Here is a 22,738-nt window from a genome sequence, read left to right on the forward strand (position 1 = left end):
TGCTTTACAAGTTAGGTCAGGCGGCCAGGGCCTGACGGCGCTGACGCTCGCGCGCCACCAGTTCACGGGCCAGCTTCAGATAAGCCTGGCTGCCCGCACATTTCAGATCATAGATGAGCGCCGGTTTGCCGAAGGACGGCGCCTCGGACACCCGAACGTTGCGAGGGATGACGCTGTCATAGACCTTGTGGCCGAAATGGGCGCGCACATCGGCCGCCACCTGACCCGACAGGGCGTTGCGGCGGTCATACATGGTCAGGACCAGCCCCTGAATATCCAGCGCCGGATTCAGGCTCTGGCGCACCATGTCGATGGTCCGCATCAACTGGGTCAAGCCTTCCAGGGCGAAGAACTCGCACTGCAGCGGCACCAGGACGGCGTCGGCCGCCGCCATGGCGTTCAGCGTCAGAAGGTTCAGCGACGGCGGGCAGTCGATCAGCACATAGTCAAACCGGGCATGACCATTGCCCCCCTGCTTCGCCAGGGCGTCGCGCAGGCGATAGGACCGGCGATCCGCCTGGCTCAACTCGATCTCGACGCCCGACATGTCGGCGTCGGCGGCGACGATGAACAGGCCCGGCACGGCGGTCTCAATGGCGGCCTCGTCCACCGGGCGGCCGTCGACGATGACGTCATAGATCGTCACCCGTCGTGTTTCACGTGGAACACCCAGACCCGTGGAGGCATTACCCTGCGGGTCCATGTCGACGATCAGCACCTTCTCCCCGATCGCCGCCAGGGCCGTGCCCAGGTTGATGGCGGTCGTGGTCTTGCCCACCCCGCCTTTCTGGTTGGAGACCGCCAGGACACGGGTTTCATGCATGCGGGGCTGCTTTACGGACTCAACGGACACGGCGAAGGCTCCCCAGTGAAACGATGCGGCCGCGCGGATCGCTGCGCGAGACCGTAAGCTCAGCCTCAAACTGCCAGACCCGGCGGGCCTCTTTCAACTCAGCCTCGGCCTTCTCTCCCTTAAGAAACAGGCCTTTTGCACCACGTCGGAAGTAGGGCTGTGCATAACCCAGCAGCTTGTCCATCGCCGCCACTGCGCGCGCGGTGACGACGTCGACGGAAATCGTCTGCTCCTCAGCCCTCCCGTTGACGACGGTCGCGGGCAGATCAAGCGCATCCACAATGGTCTGGAGGAAGCGGCAGCGCTTGCCCAGGCTGTCGATCAGCCAGACATGGGCGCCCGGGCGGCCCTTCAGCAGGATGGCCAGGACCACGCCGGGAAAGCCCGCCCCCGCCCCCAGATCAGCCCAGGTCTTGGCCTCCGGCGCCAAGTCCAGCAGTTGCGCGCTGTCCCAGGCATGGCGGTTCCAGAAGTCGGGAATGGTGTCCGGCCCGGCCAGATTCATCACCTCATTGGCCTCGGTCAGCATGACCAGAAAGGCTTGCAGATCGGCGATGCTGGCGTCGCTGGCGCCCGTCTGGGCGCGGAAGGTCTGAATGGCGTCCGACATCAGGCGACGACCGCCGCAAGATCGGCTTCCACGCCCTTCGACTTTTTCACATGCGCCAGCAGCGCCGTCAGGGCGCCCGGCGTCATGCCTTCGATCCGCCCGGCCTGGCCCAGAGTCAGCGGGCGGATCATGGCCAGCTTCTCACGTACCTCATTCGACAGGGCGCCGATGGCCGCGTAGTTGAGATCAGCAGGCAAGGACAGCCCCTCCTCCCGCCGCAGAGCCTCGGCGTCCTGAGCCTGACGGTCCAGATAGCCGGCGTAGACGGCGTCGATCTCCACCTGCTCGCGCACGGCGACAGGCCAGTCGGCGATCTCGGGCCGGACCGAAACAAACTGATCCAGCGACACGTTGGGGAAGGCCAGCAAATCGCGGATCGAGCGGCGCTGCCCATCCGCATTGACGGTGATGCCCAGAGTCCCCGCCTCCTTGGGCGTGAACTGCGTTTCACGTGAAACACGGTTCGCCCGGTCTAACCGGCCAGCCTTATCCAGCCATACCCTAGCGCGGTCGGCGCTGACGATTCCGGCCTCAATGCCGACCGGCGTCAGGCGTTGATCCGCATTGTCTGCACGCAGGGTGAGCCGATACTCGGCCCGGCTGGTGAACATACGATAGGGCTCGGTGACGCCGCGCGTCACCAGGTCGTCGATCATCACCCCGATATAGGCCTGATCCCGGCCGAGGATCAGCGGGTCGGAACCGGCGGCGGCGCGAGCCGCGTTAAGACCCGCGATCAGCCCTTGGGCTCCCGCCTCTTCATAGCCGGTCGTGCCGTTGATCTGGCCCGCCAGATAGAGGCCCGGGCGCTTCTTGACCTCCAGCGCCGGGGTCAGCTCGCGCGGGTCGACATAGTCGTACTCGATGGCGTAGCCGAAGCGGAAAACCTCAACCCTCTCCAGCCCCGGCATGGTGTGAAGGAAGGCCAGCTGGGTCGCATCCGATACCGAAGTCGATATGCCGTTCGGATAGACGCTGGGGTCATCCAGACCTTCCGGCTCCAGGAAGACCTGGTGGCTGGTCTTGTCCGCGAAACGCACCACCTTGTCCTCGATCGAGGGGCAATAGCGCGGACCGCGTCCCGACAGGCGGCCACCATAGACGGCGCTCTCGCCCAGATTCTCGGCGATGATGCGATGCGTCTCTTCCGTCGTGTGGGTGACGCCGCAGGCGATCTGCGGCACCTCGATGCGGTCCGTCAGGAAGCTGAAGGGCGCGGGCTGATCGTCGGCCGCCTGCATCTCCAGCCGATCCCAGGCGATGGTTCGGCCGTCTAGGCGCGCGGGCGTGCCGGTCTTCAGCCGCCCCATCATCAGGTCGGCGTCATGCAGATCACCGGCCAGCCCCGTCGAGGGGTCTTCGCCATATCGGCCCGCCGGAATGCGCAGATCACCGCGATGGATCACGCCATTGAGGAAGGTGCCGGTCGTCAGCACCACGGCGCCGGCGCGGATCGTCTCCCCTGCCCCCGTCGTCACGCCGACCACCCGGTCGCCGTTCAGGATCAGGCCCTCGGCCGTGCCCGCCATCAGGGTCAGCTTCCGATAGTCGGCCAGCTCGGCCTGCATGGCCTCGCGATACAGGCGACGGTCGATCTGGCTGCGCGGGCCGCGCACGGCGGCGCCCTTGGAGCGATTCAACATGCGGAACTGTATGCCGGACACGTCCGCCAGACGCCCCATGACGCCGTCCAGGGCGTCGATCTCGCGCACCAGATGGCCCTTACCCAGGCCGCCAATGGCCGGGTTGCAGCTCATCTCGCCGATGGTCTCCAGCTTCTGGGTCAGAAGCAGGGTGCGGGCGCCCGCACGCGCTGCGGCCGTCGCGGCTTCGCATCCGGCGTGGCCGCCGCCGATGACGACGACGTCGAAGGTATGATCGGGAGTCGAACTCATGGCGTCCACATAGTCCATTCGAGCCGAAATCGCCACCGGCTCAAGAACCATTGTTTCACGTGAAACAGGCGAAAGCCGGGCCTATTTGCCGATGCAGAAGGAGGAGAAGACCTCGCCCAGAATGTCCTCCACCCCGATGGCCCCGGTGACGCGAGCCAGCGCGTCGGCGGCGCGACGAAGGTCGTCCCCCGCCATCTCGGGCGCCAGATCGAGCGCACGACGCCCTGCCTCAACCGCGGTCAGAGCTTCCGCCAAGCGACGACGATGGCGCTCACGCGTCACCGCCGGGAAGTCGGCGCCGGACAGGTCGCGGGCCAAGCGAGCCGCGACCCAGTCATGCAGTTCAGACAGCCCCTGCCCCGTCGTCGTGCTGACGCTCAAGGCTTCGAGATCGGGCGCCGTCGCCACTGCGCCCAGGTCGGACTTGTTCAACACCTGAAGGTCCGAGGAACAGATGAAACCGAAAGCCGGATCCGTATCGCCTTCGGTGAAGGGCGAACGAACCCATAGACGCAGGTCGGCGCCCTCGGCGCGCAAGCGGGCGCGACGGATGCCCTCCGCCTCGACCGGATCGTCGCTGTCACGCAGACCCGCCGTGTCCGACAGGGTGACGGCGTAGCCGCCGATCATGATGTCGGCGTCCAGCACGTCGCGCGTCGTCCCGGCGATCGGGGTGACGATGGCCGCCTCGCGCGCCACCAGGGCGTTGAACAGGGAAGACTTGCCCGCATTCGTCTCGCCGATCAGGACGATGCGATAGCCCTCGCGCACCCGTCGGCCGCGATCGGAATCGGCCAGGGCCGCGCGCAGGTCGGCGGCCAGGGCGTCCAGAATCGGCCCGGCGGTGCGCGCCAGATTGTCAGGCACTTCCTCGTCGGGGAAGTCGATCTCGGCCTCAACCAGGGACAGGGCCTTCAGCAGATCACGGCGGAAACCGGCGTAGGCCGCCGACAGGGCGCCGTCGAGCTGGCCCAGAGCCTGGGTCTTTTGGGCGTCCGTTTCCGCGTCGATCAGGTCGGCGACGGCCTCGGCCTGGGCCAGATCCATGCGGCCGTTCTGGAAAGCCCGTCGGGTGAACTCGCCGGGCTCGGCCGGGCGCAGGCCCAGCGCGATGAGGGCGGCGCTGGCCGCTTCGACCACGGCGCGACCGCCATGCAGATGCAGTTCGGCCAAGTCCTCGCCCGTATAGGAGCGCGGAGCCACGAAGCGCAGCACCAGAGCCTCGTCGATCAGACGGCCCTCTTGGCGCAAACTGCGCACCGAGGCCAGGCGGGGCGTCAGCCCCCCTGCCCCCAGCGCCGTCAGCGTCGTTTCGGTGGCTGGACCCGACAGGCGCAGCACGGCGATGGCCCCCCGCCCCGGCGGGGTGGCGAGGGCGAAGATGGTGTCGCTCACGCCGTCAGGCTCAAGGTTTTGCCGCGCCCGTGACGGCGGCTTCCATCAGGCGGCGGAACTGGTCCTGGGCCTGAACGCCGAAGCTGGTCCAGGTCTTCATCAGTTCGTCGGGCTGCATGGCGGCCATGTTGGCGTCCATGCGTTTCTGCATCTCGGCGACCAGATGATCGTTGAGCGGCGTCACATCCGGCAGGCCCAGAAAGGCCCGGGCCTCGGCCGGGGTGCAGTCGATCTCGATGTTCAGCTTCATGACGCCCTCGCGTGTTTCACGTGAAACAGCCCTCAAGCAGCCGCTCGCCGCGCGGGCGGCGCTAGGGCCAGTATCAGGTGTTCATCGACTGGAAGAAATCCGCGTTGTTCTTCGACTGGCGCAGCTTGTCGAGCAGGAACTCGATCGCGTCCTGCGGACCCATCGGGTTGAGGATGCGGCGCAGGACATAGGTCTTGGCCAGCTGGTCCTTCGGCGTGATGAGGTCTTCCTTGCGGGTGCCGGACTTGAGCACGTCGATCGCCGGGAAGATGCGCTTGTCGGCGACCTTGCGGTCCAGCACGATTTCCGAGTTGCCGGTGCCCTTGAACTCTTCGAAGATCACCTCGTCCATGCGGCTGCCGGTGTCGATCAGGGCCGTGGCGATGATGGTCAGCGAACCGCCCTGCTCCACATTGCGCGCGGCGCCGAAGAAGCGCTTGGGACGTTGCAGGGCGTTGGCGTCGACGCCGCCGGTCAGCACCTTGCCCGACGACGGGACGGTGGCGTTGTAGGCGCGGCCCAGACGCGTGATGGAGTCCAGCAGGATCACCACGTCCTTCTTGTGTTCGACCAGGCGCTTGGCCTTTTCGATCACCATTTCGGCCACGGCGACGTGGCGCGAAGCGGGCTCGTCGAAGGTCGAGGCGACGACCTCGCCTTTCACCGTGCGCTGCATGTCGGTGACTTCTTCCGGGCGCTCGTCGATCAGCAGGACGATCAGGAAGACTTCCGGATGGTTGCGCTCGATCGACTTGGCGATGTTCTGCAGCATGACCGTCTTACCGACGCGCGGCGGAGCCACGATCAGGCAGCGCTGGCCCTTGCCGAGCGGGGCGACGATGTCGATGACCCGGCCCGAGCGATCCTTCAGCGTCGGGTCCTGGATCTCCATGTGCAGACGCTCTTCGGGGTAGAGCGGCGTCAGGTTGTCGAACAGGACCTTGGTCTTGACCATCTCCGGATCTTCGAAGTTGATCGTATCGACCTTGAGCAGGGCGAAGTAGCGCTCGCCCTCACGCGGGCCGCGCACGGCGCCGTGCACCGTGTCGCCCGAGCGCAGGCCGAAGCGACGGATCTGCGACGGCGAGACATAGACGTCGTCCGGCCCCGGCAGATAGTTGGCGTCCGGGCTGCGCAGGAAGCCGAAGCCGTCCGGCAGGATCTCCAGCACGCCCGAGGCGATGATCTCGACCTCTTCATCAGCCAGGGTCTTCAGGATGGCGAACAGCAGATCCTGCTTGCGCAGGTTGCCGGCGTTCTCGATGTCCAGGCCTTCGGCGAAGGCGACCAGGTCTTCCGGCGTCTTCTCGTTCAGTTCCTGCAGGGTGATGCGGCCGTTAGGGACGATGGGCTCGCCGTCATCGTCCTCATCATCCTCCTCGGCCGTGGTGTCGACGCCGTGGTCGTCGTCTTCAGCGACAGGCGCGACGGGTTCTTCGGGCGCGGCTTCTTCGACCGGCGCCGCCCCACGGCTGCCGCCCAGGCTCAGGGTGCGGCGCGGCCGCTCAACAGGCGTTTCCACCGTGTTTTCAGTGACTTCGGTTTCCGGCGTCTCAGGCGTATCGGTCATGATGGCGTGCTCGTTCGCGCACCCGAACACCGCAGGGCGCCCAGGAGCAGAAGGTCGTCGATGGCTTCAGCCGCAAGGGCTGGGAGGGAGGGCGACGATCTCCCGCAGGCTGGAACCGGCAGGCGTCGCGAAAAGAGAGGGACCGCGCTGCACGGATCGGCCGCACGGTTCATCGCAGCGGAACCACGAAAGACCCGTGCCGGTCAAGGGCCCTCAAACAGCGGGCGGCCGCGTCGCTCGCGCTAGGGCCTCTAGAAACTCCATTCCATCGTCACCGACAGCACCATGATGATGGCCAGGACGAAGGGAATCTCATTGGTCATGCGCCAGAAGCGACTCGAATATTTCGACGTGCCCGCCGCGATCTTCTTGCGCTGTCCCGCCAGGAAGCCGTGCCAGGCCGCCAGCAGGAAGACGCCGATCAGCTTGGTCATCATCCAAGGTTGGTGCGCGAAGGACCAATCGGCGCCGTCGCCGCTGCGCAGCCACAGCAGCCAGCCGCCGAAGACGAAGGCCAGAATCATGGCCGGGTTGATGATGATGCGCAGCAGCCGTGTCTGCCAGACGCGCAGCAAGGCCTGCATCTCGCCGCGCAGGGGCTCGGGCTTGGCGTTCTGTTCGGCGTCATAGGCGAACAGGCGCGGCAGGAAGAGCATTCCGGCCATCCAAGCGATCACCGCCAGGATGTGAAGCCCGCGGGCCAGGTTGTAATAGTCCATGTCGCTTCCCCTCAGGCCGCCCTTGAGCTCTTTGAACAGCCAGACGGGCAGGCTTTCAAGTGGGCGCATGGTCCCCCCTGCGAGGCGCCCTGAGGCGCGGTCCCCGGCGTCTCCAGCGCCCGTCCGACCGCATCGGCCAGGGCGGTGATGAAGATCGGATCCGCGCTGACTGTCGGCGCCCGCAGATAGGGCGCGCAACCGACCTTATGCGCCAGCTCGCCGTATTCCATGTCCAGCTCGACCAGGGTCTCGATATGCTCGGAGACGAAGGCGATGGGCACGACGACGGCGCCCACGCCGTCCTTGGCCGCCTGTTCGATGGCGTCCGGCGTGGCCGGCCCCAGCCATTTCAGCGGTCCGACCCGGCTCTGATAGCAGATGGCCCAGTCGGTCAGACCCATGTGGTCGACCACAGCGGCCACCGTGGCCTCGACCTGGGCCTGATAGGGATCGCCGGCCGCGACCAGCTTTTCCGGAATGCCGTGCGCCGAAAACAGCACGCGCACCGGTCTGCCTTCAGCCTTGTCCAGCGTTTGCCGGATCAGACGGGCCTGGGCCTCGATCAGGCCCTCGGCGTCCGGATAGCAGCAAACGACGTGGGTCTCGCCCGGTCCGTCGTAGCACTCGCTCCACTTCTTCAGCGACGAGGCCGTCGTAGTCGTCGAGAACTGCGGATAAAGGGGCAGAAGGACGATCTTGTCGGGCTGGAAAGCCTTGACCGCCGCCGCCGTCTCTTCCGTCAGCGGATGCCAGTAGCGCATGGCGATGAAGACGCGGCTGTCGTCGCCCGGCGCGGCGTCGGCCAGGGCGCGCGACAGGGCCTCGGCCTGCTTCTGCGTCTCGGGCAGCAGGGGCGAGCCGCCGCCCATCAGGGCGTAGTTGGCCTGGGCTGAGGTCTCGCGACGGCTGGAGATCAACTTGGCCAGCGGCGTGCGGAACACCCCCGGCAGGCCGATGATGGCCGGATCGTTGAACAGGTTGAACAGGAAGGGTTTGACCGCTTCGGGGCGATCGGGACCGCCCAGATTGGTCAGAACGACCGCCACGCGCCGGTTGGGTCGTCCCTCGAGGGTTGCAGCGGTCCGGGTCATTGGGCGCCGATCCGCTTCAGCACCTGCTCGACATGGGCGATCGGCACGTCCGGCAGGATGCCGTGGCCCAGGTTGAAGATCCACGGCCCCTGGCCCCAGGCCTCCATCAGCTGATCGACGCGGCGATCCAGGGCGTCGCCGCCCGCGCGCAGCAGCAAGGGATCCAGCGCGCCCTGAATGGGCTTGATCGCCTGGACGCGCCGGCCGACGTCCAGCGGACAGGCGGTGTCCAGCGCCACGCCCTGCACGTCGCATTCGCGGGCGTAGCGTTCGGCCAGCGCCGCCGAGCCCCTCGGAAAGCCGATCAGCGGCACGGTGACGCCCAGTTCGCGGGCGCGGGCCACCAGCTTCTGGTGCGGCTTCAACACCAGCGTCTCGAACAGATCGTCGGGCAGGCCCTCGGCCCAGCTCTCGAAGATCTTCAGCACCTGGGCGCCGGCGTCCTGCTGCATCTTCAGATAGTGGGCGGTGGACTCCACCAGTACGTCCAGCAAACCGGCGACAAGCTCGGGATTGGTATAAGCGTAGGTACGGGCGGCGGCGCGCTCGCCCTTGCCGATGGTGCGCGCTTCGCCGTCCAGCATATAGGTCGCGACCGTCCACGGCGCCCCTGCAAAGCCGATCAGGGCGCGTTCAGGCTCCAGTTCCGCGCGCACGAGGCTGAGGGTCTGGCCCACGGCCTTGAGGGCCTCTCCAGCCTGCTGAGCCTTGTCGGCCATGGACTGCACCGACGGCAGAGCGCCCAGGCGCGGCCCTTCCCCCGCCTCGAACCACACTTTCTGGCCCAGGGCGCCGGGGATCAGCAGGATGTCGGCGAAGACGATAGCGGCGTCAAAGCCGAACCGGCGCATTGGCTGCAGGGTCGCTTCCGCCGCCATTTCCGGATTCAGGCAGAAGGCGATGAAGTCCGGCGCCTTGGCTCGCAGCGCGCGGTATTCCGGCAGGTAGCGCCCGGCTTGACGCATGAACCACACGGGCGGGCGGGAAAGGGTTCGGCCCTGGAGAGCCTGGATCAGAAGGGGCGTGCTCATGCTTCGGGCTTTAGGATGCACACCCCCAAGCCTCAATCCCTATTCAGATTTAAGAATTGAAAGAATTGGTAGGTAGAAGCAGGGCCGGGGAGCGCGGGGATAACTGCGGGCAGTCCCGGTTCGACGCCCTCTTGTCCCCCGATCGCGGCGTGGAAACCCAGGCGTTTACAAGGCGGGGTGTGAGTCATGGGGATAAGCCGTGAAACGCCCGTCAGACTCTGGCTTGCCTCTGGGCGCCGTTGTGGGTGAATCCACGGGCGCCGTTGTTGGACAAAATGTCCTGCCCCCAGCACGGGATGAATCCTCGGCGCCCAGGCGGACGACTCCGGCGCCGATCACCACAACGGCGCCCGCGATCCCCGCTCGCGACCGGCGGCCAGGCTTGCTAGAGGATTCGGCGCCCGGTCTTTCACGAACGGCGCCCCGGCTTTTCAACAGGGCGCGGGGATGATCCGACCGCCGCCTGGAAGGAGACGCCGATCTCATGAGCCCCGCCCGACCGATCGGCGCTTCGCGCCTGGCCACCTATTTCCACGTCCATCTGGTGTCGGACTCGACCGGCGAGACGCTGAACGCCATGGCCAAGGCCGTTGTCGCCCGTTTCGACGGCGTCATTCCCATCGAGCACATCTACGCTCTGGTGCGCTCGACCAAGCAGATGGATCGGGTGCTGGAAGAGGTGGCGGCCGCGCCCGGCGTGGTGTTGCACACCCTGGTCGACCGCGAATTGCGGGAACAGCTCGAGGAAGGCTGTCGCCAGCTTCAGATGCCGCAGATCGGGGCGCTGGATCCGCTGGTCGGCGCCCTGTCGCGCTATCTGGGCGCGGACGTCTCGGCGCGGGTCGGGGCGCAGCACGCCCTGGATACGGGCTATTTCAACCGCATGGGCGCCCTCGACTACGCCATCGCCCACGACGACGGTCAGGGCACGCTGGAGCAGCTGGAGCAGGCCGACGTGGTGTTGTGCGGGGTCAGCCGGACCTCCAAGACCCCGACCTGCATCTATCTGGCGCACCGGGGCATTCGCGCCGCGAACGTGCCTCTGGTTCCCGGCCAGGAGGATGGCGAGCGCTTGACGGGACTGAAGAAGCCGCTGGTCGTCGGCCTAACCGTGTCGCCTGATCGCCTGGTGCAGATCCGACGCAACCGGCTGGACGGGCTGAACGCGGGCCATGCCTCGGCCTATGTCGATCATGACGCCGTGCGCGAGGAAACCATCAAGGCGCGTCGCGCCTTCGAACGGCGCGGCTGGCCGACCATCGACGTGACCCGTCGCTCGGTCGAAGAGACGGCGGCCGCCATCATCAACCTGTTGAGCGAGCGGCGCGGCCGCAAGCTGGGAGCTTCGATGTGACGACGACCAACGGCGAACGCCTGATCCTGGCCTCCAAGAGCGCCGCGCGCCGCGCCATGCTGACCGACGCCGGCGTGCCTTTCGCCGTCCAGGTCGCCGACGTGGATGAGGACGCCCTGAAGACGCCGGGCGTCGATCCGGTCGAGCTGGCGGTCGAACTGGCGCGGGCCAAGGCGCTGGCGGTGTCGCGCCATGACGCCGACGCCTGGGTGCTGGGCGCGGATCAGACCCTGTCGTTCGAGGGGGGGCTGGTGTCCAAGGCGCCGACGCTTCAGGCCGCGCGCGAACGCTTAAGCGCCATGCGCGGCCGCTCGCACCAACTGCATTCCGGCGCCGCCCTGGCCCGCAACGGCCAGGTGGTCTGGTCCGGCGTGGACACGGTCGAGATGAAGGTGCGCGATTTTTCCGACGCCTTCCTCGACGCCTATCTGGCGGCGGAAGGCGAGGCCTTGCTGGCCTGCGTCGGCTCTTATCGGCTGGAGGGGCTGGGCTCGCAATTGTTCGAGGCGGTCGAGGGTGACTACTTCACCGTTCTGGGCCTGCCGCTGTGGCCTGTCCTGGCCGAACTGCGGCGCGCGGGCGTGATCGCGTCATGAGCGGAACGCCGGTCGGCCGCATCACGGGCGCCGCCCTGTTGGGCGGGATCGTCGGCAATCCGGTCAGCCATTCGCTCAGCCCGGTGATCCATAACGCCTGGCTGGAGGCCGGCGGCGTCGACGGCGCCTACGTCGCCTTTGCGCCCAAGGATGCGGCGGGGTTCGAGGCCCTGGTCGCGGCGGGGCGCGCGGGGTTGATCGCCGGGGTCAACGTCACGGCGCCGTTCAAGGAGCAGGCCTTCGCCCTGGCGGATGAGGCTGCGGCGGCGGCGCAGATGACGGGATCGGCCAACATCCTGGTCTTTGAGGACGGGCGGGTGCGGGCGGACAGCGCCGACGGCGCGGGCGTACTCTACGCCCTGGCCGAACAGGCGCCGAAGCTGAAGCTGGACGGCGCCTCCGTCGTCATGCTGGGCGCGGGCGGCGCGGCGCGGGCGGGCGCCGGCGCCCTGATCGAGGCAGGCGCAGCCCTGTCCATTCTCAACCGCACGCGGGAACGGGCCGAGGCCCTGGCCGCCGATCTCGGTCCGGCGGTGTCGGTCGCTTCGGATGCGAACGTGTTGGAGGGCGCCGATCTGGTCATCAACGCCCTGAGCGTCGCGCCGGACATTTCGCTGGCGGCGCTGAAGCCTTTGGCCGTGGTCATGGACATGACCTACAAGCCCGTGGTCACGCCTCTGCTGGCGGCGGCTCGCGCGCGAGGGCTGACGACGGTGGACGGGCTGGCCATGCTGATCGGCCAGGCGGCGCCGTCGTTCGAGGCCATCTTCCGCCGCCCGCCGCCGCCGCTGGACCTGCGCGCCATCCTGCTGAACCATCTGGGAGAGACGACATGATCGTCCTGGGCCTGACCGGCTCGATCGGCATGGGCAAGTCGACGACCGCCCAGATGTTCGCCGACGAGGGCGCCGTGGTGTGGGACGCCGACGCCGCCGTTCACCGCCTCTACGGCCCCGGCGGCGCGGCGGTCGCGCCGCTGGCGCAGGCCTTCCCCGGCGTGGTCGTGGACGGCGCGGTCGACCGGCCGCGCCTGGCCGAGGCCCTGGGCCGCGACGAGGACGCCTTCCAGCGGCTGGAGGCCATCGTCCACCCTTTGGTCGCGGCTGACCGCGCCGAGGCGCTGAAGGCGGCGGCGGAAGGCGGGGCGCGTCTGGCGGTCGTCGACATCCCCCTGCTGTTCGAGACGGGGGGCGACGCCTTCGTCGACGCCGTGGCGGTGGTCACGGCCGACGCCGAGATTCAGGCTCAGCGTGTTCTGGCGCGTCCCGGCATGACGCGCGAGCGGTTCGACGCCATCCTGGCGCGCCAGACGCCGGACGCGGAAAAGCGCGCCCGCGCCGACTTCCTGATCGATACCGGACATGGCCTGGAGGCCGCGCGCGACCAGGTGCGCGCCGTCGTGGCGAAGGTTCTCGAACCGGATTGGAAGCCTGCGCCGCCGTCCGCCTGGGGCCTGGGCCGCCTGAGCCTGTTAGCCGAAGGCGTGGGCGGAACGGCCTGGCGGGCCGTCGCGCCCGACGGCCGCACCAGCGTGCTCAAGCGTCTAAGCCCGCAGGCGGCGCCGGATGCGCCCCATGCCCTGGCCTGGCTGCGTTGGCGCGACGGGTCGGGCGCGATCCGTCTGCTGGGCGCTCAGGGCCCCTGGCAATGGCTTGAGGACGCTGGCGACCGCCCTCTGTCCGCCGTGCTGGAGACGGAGGGTGACGAGGCCGCGACCCGCATCGCCGCCGACGTGCTGAGGGCGCTTCATGCGCCTTCGGATCGCCCGGCCGAGGGCCTTCAGACCATGCCGGACCGCTTCGCCGCCCTGGGGGTTGAGGCGACGAGACAGGGCGGTTTGTTCGGCGAGGCGGCCGCCATGGCGGAGGGCCTGATGGCCGAGGGGACGCCGATCCGGCCGCTGCACGGCGACCTTCATCACGACAACGTCCTGCATGGCCCGCGCGGCTGGCTGGCGATCGACCCGCACGGCGTCCTGGGCGACCCGGCCTATGATGCGGCCAATCTGCTCTACAATCCGCTGGAGCGGCAGGATCTCCGGACCGATCCCGCACGGGCGCGGCGCCTGGCCGAGACCCTGGGTCCGGCGGTCGGGCGGCCCGCCCAGGCGGTCATGGCCTGGGGCTTCTGCCACGCCTGCCTCTCCGCCGCCTGGCATCTGGAGGACGAGAACCACGAGGAGGCGGAGCGCAGCCTGGCGGTCGCGCGGGCGATCCGTCGCGCCCTGGAGGGCTGAACCCTTTCGCTGAGGGCCGAACCCCGGCATTAAGGGGCATGGCCCGCGAAATCGTCCTCGACACTGAAACCACCGGCTTCGATCCCAAGACAGGCGACCGGCTGATCGAAGTGGGCTGCATCGAGATTGAGGATCTGCTGCCGACGGGGCGGACTTTTCACCGCTTCATCAACCCTGAGCGGCTGATCCCGCCGGACGCCATCAAGGTGCACGGCATTACCGACGACAAGGTGAAGGACGCGCCCAAGTTTCATGAGGTCGTCGATGACCTGATGGAGTTTCTGGGCGATGCGCCCCTGATCGCGCACAACGCCAACTTCGACCGCAACTTCATCGATTTCGAGATCGGCCGCATCGGCCGCAAGCCGCCGCCGCAGGATCGTTGGATCGACACCCTGGCCCTGGCCCAGAAGCGGTTTCCGGGCATGGCCAATTCGCTGGACGCCCTGTGCAAACGCTACAAGATCAGCCTGGTCGAGCGCACCTTACACGGCGCCCTGATCGACGCCCGTCTGCTGGCCGAGGTCTATCTGGAGCTGCGCGGCGGCAAGGAGCGCGCGCTGGACCTGACCTCGACGCGCGGCGGCGCGGCCGAGACGGCGGAGCGCGTCGCCTACGGCGCCCGGCCGCGTCCCCTGCCCTCTTTCGTAACGGCCGAGGAAGAGGCCGCCCACCTGGCCTTCCTCAAGGCGACGATCAAGGACTTCAGCCTGTGGGCGGGCTATGGGGTGACAGTCGAGACCGAGGCTGAAGAAGCCGCCTGAGCCGGCTCGTCCGTCGGGACGGGGTTCATGAGGATGTAGGTTCCGGGCCGGATCTGGTGGGCGTCGATCTGGGGGACCGGGCGCCGGAAATGTTCGCTGGCGCAGTGGACGTCGAGCGCGGCCTGGTCAGGCCATTCCTCGATGAAGATGAAATGGCCGGGCTGTTTGCGATCCTCGAACAGATCATAGGCGCGGCACAAGGGCTCCTGCCGAGTCAGGCGCACCAGTTCAGCATAGAGGGGCCTCACCGTCTCGACATGCTCGGGTTTGATGAAGTCCTCGGCGATGACCTTGAGCATCGGCCCTCCTGCGCAAGAAAAAGGGGCGTCCGATCAGACGCCCCTCTCTCGCATAGATAGTCGCTCAAGCAGCGAGGCGCCGGGCGCCTCGCGGGAGCGACTAAAAATTACGCCTGGCCGGTTTCGGCCGGGGCGCCGGCGATTTGCTGCTGGCGGGCGACGTAGATGGCGGCGAAGTCGATCGGGTCGACCATGAAGGGCGGGTAGAAGCCGCCGTCCGAGGTCGCCTGGGCGATGACCTGGCGCGCGAAGGGGAAGAGGTAGCGCGGGCACTCGATCAGCAGCAGGGGCTCGATGTCCTGCGGCTGGACGCCCTGCAGGGCGAACAGGCCGCCGTAGAGCAGTTCCACGTGAAACACCGGGGTCTTGTCGTCGGCCGTGGCCTTGATCGACAGCTTCAGGTCGACTTCGAACAGGCCGTCGGGGCGGCCTTGGGCGTTCATCTCGACGCCCATGTCGATGGCGGGCTTGCCGTCGATGCGCAGGCTGTCCGGCGCCTTGGGGTTCTCGAACGACAGGTCGCGGACATATTGGGCCAGGATGCGGAAGCCGGGGCCTTGCGGCTGGCCGCCCTGAGGCTGGGCTTGGTCGTGCGTCTGGCCGTTGGCGTCGGCGGGCGGCGTGGCGTCGGTCATGAGTCTGGAAACCGTCTTATTGGAATGAGGCGTCCCGCTCCCCCTGGAGGCGGGTCTGAGGGGGCGGCGGTAGCATGGCGAGACCCTGTGTCGCAACGCCGAGACCCGCGTTCGCCTCTCGCTTCGCCTTGCGCCCGCCCGGATCGACCCCTAATCACGTTGTATGAGCTGCCCTTTCGCCTTTGGGGAGAAACCCGAGGCGTTTCCCTGTCGGGAAGATGAGGCCTGACTAGTCGAGGAACCCACCGTGCCGGTGACCTTTCAGATCGTGATCTTCGCCGTCATCGCGGCGGTTCTGCTGTTCCAACTCTATAATGTGCTGGGCAAGAAGGTCGGCCGTCAGCCCGAGGACAATCCCAAGCCCGTTCCGCTCCCCGCAGCTCCTGCCGGCGCGCCTGAAGCCGCGCGCGGCCCCGTTGTCGACCCCGCGCTGACGGCCGCCATCGCAGGCTTGAAGACGCGCGATCCGAACTTCGACCCCCACCGCTTCCTGGAAGGCGCGCGCCAGGCCTATGAGACTATCGTCCGCGCCTACGCCAAGGGCGACCGCGACGCCCTGCGTCCGCTGCTGACCGACAAGGTCATGGGTTCGTTCGAGGCCGGGATCGCGGCGCGAGAGGCGCGCGGCGACGCCGAGAGCGTCGAACTGGTCCACGCCCCGCGCGCCGATCTGGAGCTGGCCACGACCGAGGGCGACCGCGCCCTGGCCAAGGTGCGCTTCCTGGCCGAGGTGCGCGGCTCGCTGACGCCGTCGGGCGGCGAGACCGTCACCGAAGAGCGCCGCACCGCCGAGATCTGGACCTTCGAGCGCCGCCTGGGCGCTTCGGATCCCAACTGGGCCCTGGCCCGCGTCGAGCCGGCGACCGCCTGATGATCGCACGGTCCGCGCCCCTCGATCAGACGGGCGCGGCCCGTCTCCTTACGGCTCCGCTTGAGCGACTGGGCGGCCTGTCCGGCGCTCTGGCCCTGACCTTGCTGGCGGCGGCCTGCGCCTCGACGCCGCGTCCGGTTCCGCCGACGCCTGGTCCTATCCCCCTGCCGCCGCCGGTGTCGCCGCCGGTTCCGCCTGTCGCCGGAGACCTCAATCTGGCCTCACTGCCCGGCTGGGCCGAGGAGGACCATTTGGCGGCCCTGCGCGCCTACGCCGCCGGTTGCGGCCCGTCGCGCATCGCTGTCGAGACCTGCCGCGACGCCCGCGCCCTGGCCGGCCGCGCCAATCCCAGCGACGCCCGCGCCTTCCTTGAAAGCCGCTTCACGGCGACCGAAGTCCGCACCGACGACGGCGGGCGCGGCCTGCTGACCGCCTATTTCGCGCCCGAGTATCCGGCCCGTCGCACGCCTGACGCCGAGTTCGACGCTCCGGTTCTCAGCCGCCCGGCCAATCTGTCCAGCGTGGGCGATCGCGCCGCCATCGAGGCGGGATCGGCCCAGTCCACGGCCCTGGCCTGGATGAAGGCCGAAGACTTGTTCTTCCTGCAGATTCAGGGCTCGGGAACTCTGACCTTCCCTGACGGCGCCCGCCTGCGCGCCGCCTACGCCGCCGACAACGGGGCCAAGTTCGTGGGCATCGCCCGACCGATGGCCGAGGAAGGTCTGCTGCCGCGCGACGGAACCTCGGGCGAGGCCATCCGCGCCTGGCTGGCCGCCCATCGCGGGCCTGAGGCGCGGCGCGTGATGGCGCTGAACCCGCGCTACATCTTCTTCACCACCAGCGCCGACGACGGCAATGAGGCGACCGGCGCGGCGGGCGTGCCCCTGCCCGCGCGACGCTCGGTGGCAGTCGATCCCTCACGCTGGACCTACGGCGAGGCGGCCTGGATCGAGGCGGACGGCGGCAATCTGCGAGGCGCCCGCGCCAGCTATCGCGGCCTGGTCATGACCTTGGACACCGGCTCGGCCATTCGCGGGCCGGTGCGCGCGGATCTTTATATCGGGCGCGGCGACGCGGCGGGGCATGAGGCGGGCGCCGTGCGCCACCCCTTGCGCATGTGGCGGCTGATCCCGCGCGGTTAGATCAGCCGCCGTTCGCGTCAGTCTCGGACGCGCGTAACCGTATTGTCGATGCCGTCGACGATCTGACGCGGCTGGCCCGAGGAGCGCCAGCGCACGACCTGCCCCGCGCCCGAAACCTCCAGAACCGCGTCAGGCGTCAGGGTGATGGAGACCTTGTTGTCAACGCCCGCCAGTTCCAGGCCCGCGCATACGCCCGTCAGGGTGATGTCGTGATTGGTCCCCTGGATTCCGACGCGGCGGCCCTCGCACGGAATGGTCCGCTTGTGACCCTCGCCGGCGATTTCGATCAGGTCAGGCCCCAGATCGACGCTGCCGACCTGGGCAGGCGGGGGAGCGAGAGCCAGGAGGGCGAGAGAGGCGAGCGGCGTGAACAACATGGGAGGTCCGGTATGGCCTAGCTTGAGACCGTGATGAGTGTCCGCCTCAGGCATTGGTTCCTGGCCTCAGGCCGCTTTACAGATCGCCGGATTTCCAATGGCGGAACCGTCTGACGCGAAGGCGGGTTCTGGCTTTGCCTTTCGAACAGGGAGAAACGGTTATGCCGAAGGGGGCCTGGAGCTATCTGGACCGGCGGCTGTTTATGGCCGGCGCCGCCGCCAGCGGTCTGATGTCGGCGGGCGCCGTCCAGGCCCGCGCGACGGCGACGACGGTCTTCCACGGCGGTCCGATCCGCACCATGGACGATGCGCAGCCGTCGGCCGAGGCCGTGGCGGTGCGCGGGCAGACCATCCTGGCGGTCGGCGCCCTGGACGCGGTGCGCGCGGCGGCGGGGCGAGGCGCGCGCCTGGTGGATCTTGACGGGCGGACCCTGTTGCCGGGCTTCTTCGATCCGCACGGGCACGTCTCCATGGTCGGGCTGCAGGCGCGCTACGCCAACCTCCTGCCTGCGCCGGACGGCGAAGGGAATGACATCGCCGCCCTGCAGCGGATCACGCGCGACTGGATGAACCGGCACGAGACGCTGGTGCGCGACACCGGCCTGGTCATCGGCTTCGGCTATGACGATTCCCAGCTGAAGGAACGTCGGCACCCCACGCGGGACGAACTGGACGCCATATCCGACGCCGTGCCGGTGCTGTTCCTGCACCAGTCGGGGCATCTGGGCGCGGCCAACGGCGCAGCCCTGGCCGCGGCGGGCGTCGGGACGGATACGGCGGATCCGCCCGGCGGCGTGTTCCGACGCAAGGACGGTTCGCGCGAGCCCAACGGCGTGCTGGAGGAGACGGCCCTGTTCGCCGTCATGGGCGCCCTGTTCATCCGACTGGACGCCGAAGCCAACCGCCAGATGATCGTCGAGGGCGCGCGCTACTACGCCCGGTTCGGATACACCACCGCCCAGGACGGGCGGTCCTCCACCGACACCTGCCGCATGATGGCGGGACTGGCCGAGGCGGGCGCCCTGCCCATCGACATCCTGTCCTTCCCCGACATCCTGACCTCGACCGACGTCATGGCCACGCCCCTGTATCGGCGGAGCTATGAGGGTCGGTTCCGCATCGGCGGGGTCAAGCTGACGCTGGACGGCTCGCCCCAGGCCAAGACGGCCTGGCTGTCCCAGCCCTATTTCGTCCCGCCCGAGGGCCAGCCCGCCTCCTGGCGCGGCTATCCGGCGGTGACGGAGCAGCAGGCCCTGGACGCCGTGGACCTGGCCTTCGCCAACGACTGGCAGATCGAAGTCCACGCCAACGGCGACGCCGCCATCGACCTGATGATCGCCGCCGTGCGCGAGGCCGCGCGCAAGCACGGCGCCCGCGACCGCCGCCCGGTACTGATCCACGGCCAGACGACGCGGATGGACCAACTGGACGAGCTGAAGGCCTTGGGAATCGTGCCTTCCTTCTTCCCCATGCACACCTTCTACTGGGGCGACTGGCACCGGGATTCCGTGTTGGGGCCGCGTCGGGCGGAGTTCATCTCGCCCTGCGGCTCGGCCTGGCGGCGAGGGATGCGCTTCACCAGCCACCACGACGCCCCGGTGGCCAATCCCGACGCCCTGCGGGTGCTGTCGGCCACGGTCACGCGCCGCACCCGCTCGGGCGATATCCTGGGGCCGGACGAACGCGTTCCGGTCGAGGTCGCCCTGAAGGCCATGACCCTGTGGGCCGCCTGGCAGCACTATGAGGACGACCGCAAGGGCTCGCTGACGTCCGGCAAGCTGGCGGACATGGTCCTGCTGGATGCGGACCCCATGACCGTCGATCCCGACCGTCTGGCCGGGATCAAGGTCACGGACGTCTATAAGGACGGCCGCCCGGTCGAACTGGGTTGAAGCCCTAGCGCTTCTTCAGGCTGCCCAGCACGCCGCGCAGCAGTTCGCGGGTGATGGTCGAGCCGGCGGTGCGCAGCACCGACTTGGTCAGGGCCTCCATCGGCGTCTGCCGGTTGGACGAGGCGCGCGGGCGGGGCGAGGCCGGCGCGCGCGGCGCCGGAGCCGAACGCGCCGCCTTTTCCGCCGCCTTGGCTTCGGCAGCCGCCGCGGCCGTTTCGGCTTCGATGCGGTCGGCCTGGGCGCGGCGGGCGTTCAGCACCTCTTCGGCCGACTCGCGGTTGACCGCCGTGTCATAGACGCCGCGTACGGGGCTTGCGGCCATGGTGGCGGCGCGCTCGGCCTCGGTCGCCGGACCGAGGCGCGAATCCGGCGGACGGATCTTGGTCTGGGCCACCACGGCCGGCGCGCCCTTTTCATCGAGGGTCGACACCAGGGCCTCGCCGACCCCCAGGGCCTGAATGGCCTCGGCCGTGTCGAAGGCGGGGTTGGTGCGGAAGCTCTGGGCGGCCGCGCGCAGGCCCTTCTGCTCGGCGGGGGTATAGGCGCGCAGCGCGTGCTGAACGCGGTTGCCCAGCTGGGCCAGGACGCTGTCGGGAATGTCGGCCGGGTTCTGGGTGACGAAATAGACGCCGACGCCTTTGGAGCGGATCAGGCGGACGACCTGTTCGACCTTTTCCAGCAGGCCTTTGGGCGCGTCGTTGAACAGCAGGTGGGCCTCGTCGAAGAAGAAGACCAGGCGCGGCTTCTCGGGGTCGCCGATCTCGGGCAGTTGCTCGAACAGCTCGGACAGCAGCCACAGCAGGAAGGCGGCGTAGAGACGCGGACTGTTCATCAGCCGCGTGGCGTCCAGCACATTGACCTGGCCCCGCCCGTCCAGGGCGGTGCGCATCATGTCCTCGAGCCGCAGGGCCGGTTCGCCGAAGAAGGCCTTGCCCCCCTGTTGCTCCAGCTGAAGCAGGGCCCGCTGGATGGCGGCGATGGAGGTGGGCGAGACGTTGCCGACCTCGCGGCCGATAGTCTGGGCGTTCTCGCCGACATAGGCCAGCAGGGCGCGCAGATCCTCCAGGTCCAGCAGCAGCAGGCCTTCCTTGTCGGCGACGTGGAAGGCGACGGTCAGCACCCCTTCCTGTACGTCGTTCAACTCCAGCATCCGGGCCAGCAGGACCGGACCGACATCGGAGACCGTGGCCCGGATCGGGTGCCCCTTCTGGCCATACAGGTCCCAGAAGACGACAGGCGCCGGCTTGCCGTTCAGCGTCAGGCCCATCTTGCCCGCACGCTCGGCGAACTTCTCGATGTTCCCCGGCTGGCTGACGCCGGACAGATCGCCCTTCACATCGGCGCAGAAGACCGGGACGCCCGCCTCGGAAAAGCCCTGGGCCATGATCTGCAGCGTCACGGTCTTGCCCGTGCCGGTGGCGCCGGCGACGACGCCGTGACGATTGGCCCGGTTCAGCAGAAGCCGCTCGGGCGCGCCCTCGAAGGACTGTCCGAGAAACAGGGCGGGGGCGTCGGTCATGAAGAGGGTCTCCTGCGTGCTTGTTCCATGCTTAATCGACCGCGCCGCCGCCGCAAGGCGGAACCGCCGCGGTTTACAGCGATTGACGCCGTTCCCGGCCACGACGACACTTCCGCCATGAAGCTTCCCATTACCGTCAGTCATTCCTCCCCGGCCACGAATGCGGTGGTGCTGATCGCCGTCGTGGCGGCGGGCGCGGCCCTCTACTGGCTCAGGGACATCCTGACGCCTCTGGCCATGGCCGTCTTCCTGATGATCATGATCGACGGGGTGAAGCGCGCCATCGAGCGACGCACGCCGATCCCTCCGCGTTTCGCGGGGGCGGCGGCCCTGATCGTGGTGGTGCTGGGCTTCCTGGCCTCGATCTGGATCATCGTCGACGGGGCGGCGGGTTTCTTCACCGACGCCTCGGGCGTAGCGGGCAGCATCGGCCCGCGCATCGACCAGATCAGCCGCGACGTCTCGGCCCTGGTCGGGATCAGCGATCCGCCGACCCTGCACGACATGATCGCCGGCATCGACATGCGCGGCTGGCTGACCACGACGGCCTTCCAGGTGCAAGGCGCGGCCACCGGCGCCTTCTTCGTCATGATCTACCTGGGCTTCCTGCTGGCCTCGCAGGCGGGGTTCCGCAAGAAGATGGTCGGCATGTTCCCCGAGCGCGGCCCGCGCCAGGAGGCGCTGGAGGTGTTCGAACGCGTGCGCGGCGGGGTCGAGGGCTATCTGTGGGTCCAGGCCGTGACCGGGGCCATGATCTGCGCCGTGGCCTGGGGGCTGATGCGGGCGGTGGGGCTTCAGAACGCCGAGTTCTGGACCTTCGTCATCTTCATCGTCGGCTTCATTCCGGTGCTGGGCGGCGCCGTGGCGGGCTGCGCCCCCCCGCTGTTCGCCCTGGTCCAGTTCGAGAGCTATTGGCCCGCCCTGATCCTTTTCGTCGGTCTTCAGACCCTGCTCTTCCTGGTCGGCAATCTGGTCCAGCCGCGGATGCAGGGCGACAATCAGAATATCGACCCTATCGTGGTGCTGCTGGCCCTGGCCTTCTGGGGCAAGCTGTGGGGCGTGGCGGGCATGTTCCTGTCGACCCCGCTGGCGGTGATGGCCATGGCCATCCTGGCCGAGTTCAAGGGCTCGCGCTGGATCGCCGTGCTGTTGTCGGGCGACGGCGAGCCCTATGCCGCCAAGCAAACGAAGAAACCGGATAAGAAAACTGAATCTTCACCCAAGAATCGGGGCGGTTCTACCCTGTTGAATCGTATACTGGGGCGCGACGTCCCGCCGCAGGCTTAAAGCTAGAAATATTCGTCTTCTTGTCCTTGAACTGCCGCAATCGACGCCTATCTCATCCTCACACGACGACGCGGTCCTCCCCTCCCCCTCCCGGACCGCGACGTCCCAGGCCGGCGCTTCCCCTCCCCCTCCTGAGCGCCGGACCGAGCAGGCCGTCGGACTCCGTTCGACGGCCTTGTTCGTTTCTGGGGCCGATTTTTCCTTCGTGCCGACGCGCGCTTCTGTCCGATCACGGCTGAATTGGGGCTTTTATTTCTCTGTTCTGCGGCGGGCTTAGCTAAAACAGTCCACAACTGGGCCTCCTGCGCCACATGGTGCGGTGCACACTGAAATTCCCTGTCTTTCGGGGCGT

21 protein-coding genes and 2 pseudogenes are annotated in these 22,738 nt (G+C 68.2%); 10 read left to right on the top strand and 13 right to left on the bottom strand.

The features are described 5' to 3' along the window. Window positions 1–16 precede the first annotated feature (16 nt). The 9 genes from ACU5AP_RS02810 to hemE all read right to left on the bottom strand — a co-directional run bounded on the left by ACU5AP_RS02810 (window position 17) and on the right by hemE (window position 9,414). The gene (locus ACU5AP_RS02810; RefSeq protein WP_128719199.1) at window positions 17–823 is read right to left on the bottom strand and encodes a ParA family protein; all 807 of its coding nucleotides are present in this window, start codon (window positions 821–823) and stop codon (window positions 17–19) included. A gap of 19 nt (window positions 824–842) precedes the next feature. Next, window positions 843–1,463 (bottom strand): 16S rRNA (guanine(527)-N(7))-methyltransferase RsmG, encoded by a 621-nt coding sequence (gene rsmG, locus ACU5AP_RS02815; protein ID WP_446680759.1) that lies wholly within the window; start codon window positions 1,461–1,463, stop codon window positions 843–845. Further along, window positions 1,463–3,376 carry a tRNA uridine-5-carboxymethylaminomethyl(34) synthesis enzyme MnmG gene (gene mnmG / locus ACU5AP_RS02820; protein ID WP_446680797.1) on the bottom strand — a complete coding sequence of 638 codons (1,914 nt, stop codon included), beginning with the start codon at window positions 3,374–3,376 and terminating at the stop codon, window positions 1,463–1,465. Before mnmG ends, rsmG begins: the two co-directional genes overlap by 1 nt. A 63-nt stretch (window positions 3,377–3,439) precedes the next feature. Continuing rightward, the gene (mnmE, locus tag ACU5AP_RS02825) at window positions 3,440–4,753 is read right to left on the bottom strand and encodes a tRNA uridine-5-carboxymethylaminomethyl(34) synthesis GTPase MnmE (protein ID WP_446680760.1); all 1,314 of its coding nucleotides are present in this window, start codon (window positions 4,751–4,753) and stop codon (window positions 3,440–3,442) included. Between the two features lie 10 nt (window positions 4,754–4,763). After that, complete coding sequence (locus tag ACU5AP_RS02830) at window positions 4,764–5,003, bottom strand: DUF6489 family protein (RefSeq protein WP_003166554.1); 240 nt, start codon at window positions 5,001–5,003, stop codon at window positions 4,764–4,766. A gap of 73 nt (window positions 5,004–5,076) precedes the next feature. Then, window positions 5,077–6,573: a transcription termination factor Rho gene (rho, locus tag ACU5AP_RS02835; RefSeq protein ID WP_223850637.1), complete on the bottom strand. Its 1,497-nt coding sequence runs from the start codon at window positions 6,571–6,573 to the stop codon at window positions 5,077–5,079. A gap of 251 nt (window positions 6,574–6,824) precedes the next feature. Beyond that, complete coding sequence (locus tag ACU5AP_RS02840) at window positions 6,825–7,292, bottom strand: CopD family protein (protein ID WP_446680798.1); 468 nt, start codon at window positions 7,290–7,292, stop codon at window positions 6,825–6,827. Between the two features lie 11 nt (window positions 7,293–7,303). Beyond that, window positions 7,304–8,383 (bottom strand): ferrochelatase, encoded by a 1,080-nt coding sequence (hemH, locus tag ACU5AP_RS02845; protein WP_446680761.1) that lies wholly within the window; start codon window positions 8,381–8,383, stop codon window positions 7,304–7,306. Beyond that, a complete protein-coding gene (hemE, locus tag ACU5AP_RS02850) occupies window positions 8,380–9,414 on the bottom strand; it encodes a uroporphyrinogen decarboxylase (protein ID WP_313392480.1) in 1,035 nt (344 codons plus the stop codon). Before hemE ends, hemH begins: the two co-directional genes overlap by 4 nt. Window positions 9,415–9,898: 484 nt before the next feature. Between hemE and ACU5AP_RS02855 the strand changes: the two genes are divergently transcribed. From ACU5AP_RS02855 to dnaQ, 6 genes and pseudogenes are all read left to right on the top strand, one after another. Continuing rightward, the gene (locus ACU5AP_RS02855; protein WP_003166549.1) at window positions 9,899–10,768 is read left to right on the top strand and encodes a pyruvate, water dikinase regulatory protein; all 870 of its coding nucleotides are present in this window, start codon (window positions 9,899–9,901) and stop codon (window positions 10,766–10,768) included. After that, on the top strand, window positions 10,765–11,364 hold the full coding sequence (locus tag ACU5AP_RS02860; protein ID WP_088410771.1) for a Maf family protein: 600 nt from the start codon (window positions 10,765–10,767) through the stop codon (window positions 11,362–11,364). The genes ACU5AP_RS02855 and ACU5AP_RS02860 overlap by 4 nt, the downstream gene beginning before the upstream one ends. Next, a complete protein-coding gene (locus ACU5AP_RS02865; RefSeq protein ID WP_446680762.1) occupies window positions 11,361–12,200 on the top strand; it encodes a shikimate dehydrogenase family protein in 840 nt (279 codons plus the stop codon). Before ACU5AP_RS02860 ends, ACU5AP_RS02865 begins: the two co-directional genes overlap by 4 nt. Beyond that, window positions 12,197–12,784: pseudogene (coaE, locus tag ACU5AP_RS02870) on the top strand (dephospho-CoA kinase); the annotation flags it as partial. The gene ACU5AP_RS02865 and the pseudogene coaE, both read left to right, overlap by 4 nt. Before the next feature lie 63 nt (window positions 12,785–12,847). After that, window positions 12,848–13,600 (top strand): annotated as a pseudogene (locus tag ACU5AP_RS02875) (aminoglycoside phosphotransferase family protein); the annotation flags it as partial. Between the two features lie 38 nt (window positions 13,601–13,638). Continuing rightward, entirely contained in the window at window positions 13,639–14,364 is a 726-nt protein-coding gene (gene dnaQ / locus ACU5AP_RS02880; RefSeq protein ID WP_076224497.1) for a DNA polymerase III subunit epsilon, read from the top strand. Here the strand turns inward: dnaQ and ACU5AP_RS02885 are convergent. Continuing rightward, on the bottom strand, window positions 14,322–14,663 hold the full coding sequence (locus ACU5AP_RS02885) for a putative quinol monooxygenase (RefSeq protein WP_446680763.1): 342 nt from the start codon (window positions 14,661–14,663) through the stop codon (window positions 14,322–14,324). The two genes, dnaQ and ACU5AP_RS02885, sit on opposite strands and share 43 nt — an antisense overlap. 107 nt (window positions 14,664–14,770) lie before the next feature. Continuing rightward, the gene (secB, locus tag ACU5AP_RS02890) at window positions 14,771–15,298 is read right to left on the bottom strand and encodes a protein-export chaperone SecB (protein WP_003166543.1); all 528 of its coding nucleotides are present in this window, start codon (window positions 15,296–15,298) and stop codon (window positions 14,771–14,773) included. A 253-nt stretch (window positions 15,299–15,551) separates the two neighbouring features. Between secB and timA the strand changes: the two genes are divergently transcribed. Both timA and ACU5AP_RS02900 read left to right on the top strand, forming a co-directional pair. Then, window positions 15,552–16,169 (top strand): TIM44-related membrane protein TimA, encoded by a 618-nt coding sequence (gene timA, locus ACU5AP_RS02895; RefSeq protein WP_046652870.1) that lies wholly within the window; start codon window positions 15,552–15,554, stop codon window positions 16,167–16,169. Then, window positions 16,169–17,311, top strand: a complete 1,143-nt coding sequence (locus ACU5AP_RS02900; RefSeq protein WP_128719190.1) for an MltA domain-containing protein — start codon at window positions 16,169–16,171, stop codon at window positions 17,309–17,311. The genes timA and ACU5AP_RS02900 overlap by 1 nt, the downstream gene beginning before the upstream one ends. A gap of 17 nt (window positions 17,312–17,328) precedes the next feature. On the opposite strand, the gene ACU5AP_RS02905 is transcribed toward ACU5AP_RS02900, so the two are convergent. Beyond that, a complete protein-coding gene (locus ACU5AP_RS02905; protein WP_312990881.1) occupies window positions 17,329–17,688 on the bottom strand; it encodes a DUF3060 domain-containing protein in 360 nt (119 codons plus the stop codon). Between the two features lie 161 nt (window positions 17,689–17,849). Between ACU5AP_RS02905 and ACU5AP_RS02910 the strand changes: the two genes are divergently transcribed. After that, window positions 17,850–19,580, top strand: a complete 1,731-nt coding sequence (locus tag ACU5AP_RS02910) for an amidohydrolase (protein ID WP_312990880.1) — start codon at window positions 17,850–17,852, stop codon at window positions 19,578–19,580. A gap of 4 nt (window positions 19,581–19,584) precedes the next feature. Here the strand turns inward: ACU5AP_RS02910 and ACU5AP_RS02915 are convergent, their stop codons facing one another. Beyond that, the gene (locus ACU5AP_RS02915; protein WP_128719187.1) at window positions 19,585–21,099 is read right to left on the bottom strand and encodes a helicase HerA-like domain-containing protein; all 1,515 of its coding nucleotides are present in this window, start codon (window positions 21,097–21,099) and stop codon (window positions 19,585–19,587) included. A gap of 117 nt (window positions 21,100–21,216) precedes the next feature. Between ACU5AP_RS02915 and ACU5AP_RS02920 the strand changes: the two genes are divergently transcribed. Then, entirely contained in the window at window positions 21,217–22,386 is a 1,170-nt protein-coding gene (locus ACU5AP_RS02920) for an AI-2E family transporter (RefSeq protein WP_040346430.1), read from the top strand. Window positions 22,387–22,738 lie beyond the last annotated feature (352 nt).

Source organism: Brevundimonas sp. RM1 (assembly GCF_052907225.1).

Excerpts from the sequence above, each read along its gene's own strand:
- ACU5AP_RS02810 (WP_128719199.1), bottom strand. The coding sequence starts at position 823 with ATGCATGAAACCCGTGTCCTGGCGGTCTCCAACCAGAAAGGCGGGGTG.
- rsmG (WP_446680759.1), bottom strand. The coding sequence starts at position 1,463 with ATGTCGGACGCCATTCAGACCTTCCGCGCCCAGACGGGCGCCAGCGAC.
- mnmG (WP_446680797.1), bottom strand. The coding sequence starts at position 3,376 with ATGGACTATGTGGACGCCATGAGTTCGACTCCCGATCATACCTTCGAC.
- ACU5AP_RS02830 (WP_003166554.1), bottom strand. The coding sequence starts at position 5,003 with ATGAAGCTGAACATCGAGATCGACTGCACCCCGGCCGAGGCCCGGGCC.
- rho (WP_223850637.1), bottom strand. The coding sequence starts at position 6,573 with ATGACCGATACGCCTGAGACGCCGGAAACCGAAGTCACTGAAAACACG.
- ACU5AP_RS02840 (WP_446680798.1), bottom strand. The coding sequence starts at position 7,292 with ATGGACTATTACAACCTGGCCCGCGGGCTTCACATCCTGGCGGTGATC.
- hemH (WP_446680761.1), bottom strand. The coding sequence starts at position 8,383 with ATGACCCGGACCGCTGCAACCCTCGAGGGACGACCCAACCGGCGCGTG.
- hemE (WP_313392480.1), bottom strand. The coding sequence starts at position 9,414 with ATGAGCACGCCCCTTCTGATCCAGGCTCTCCAGGGCCGAACCCTTTCC.
- ACU5AP_RS02855 (WP_003166549.1), top strand. The coding sequence starts at position 9,899 with ATGAGCCCCGCCCGACCGATCGGCGCTTCGCGCCTGGCCACCTATTTC.
- ACU5AP_RS02865 (WP_446680762.1), top strand. The coding sequence starts at position 11,361 with ATGAGCGGAACGCCGGTCGGCCGCATCACGGGCGCCGCCCTGTTGGGC.
- dnaQ (WP_076224497.1), top strand. The coding sequence starts at position 13,639 with ATGGCCCGCGAAATCGTCCTCGACACTGAAACCACCGGCTTCGATCCC.
- ACU5AP_RS02885 (WP_446680763.1), bottom strand. The coding sequence starts at position 14,663 with ATGCTCAAGGTCATCGCCGAGGACTTCATCAAACCCGAGCATGTCGAG.
- secB (WP_003166543.1), bottom strand. The coding sequence starts at position 15,298 with ATGACCGACGCCACGCCGCCCGCCGACGCCAACGGCCAGACGCACGAC.
- ACU5AP_RS02900 (WP_128719190.1), top strand. The coding sequence starts at position 16,169 with ATGATCGCACGGTCCGCGCCCCTCGATCAGACGGGCGCGGCCCGTCTC.
- ACU5AP_RS02905 (WP_312990881.1), bottom strand. The coding sequence starts at position 17,688 with ATGTTGTTCACGCCGCTCGCCTCTCTCGCCCTCCTGGCTCTCGCTCCC.
- ACU5AP_RS02910 (WP_312990880.1), top strand. The coding sequence starts at position 17,850 with ATGCCGAAGGGGGCCTGGAGCTATCTGGACCGGCGGCTGTTTATGGCC.
- ACU5AP_RS02915 (WP_128719187.1), bottom strand. The coding sequence starts at position 21,099 with ATGACCGACGCCCCCGCCCTGTTTCTCGGACAGTCCTTCGAGGGCGCG.
- ACU5AP_RS02920 (WP_040346430.1), top strand. The coding sequence starts at position 21,217 with ATGAAGCTTCCCATTACCGTCAGTCATTCCTCCCCGGCCACGAATGCG.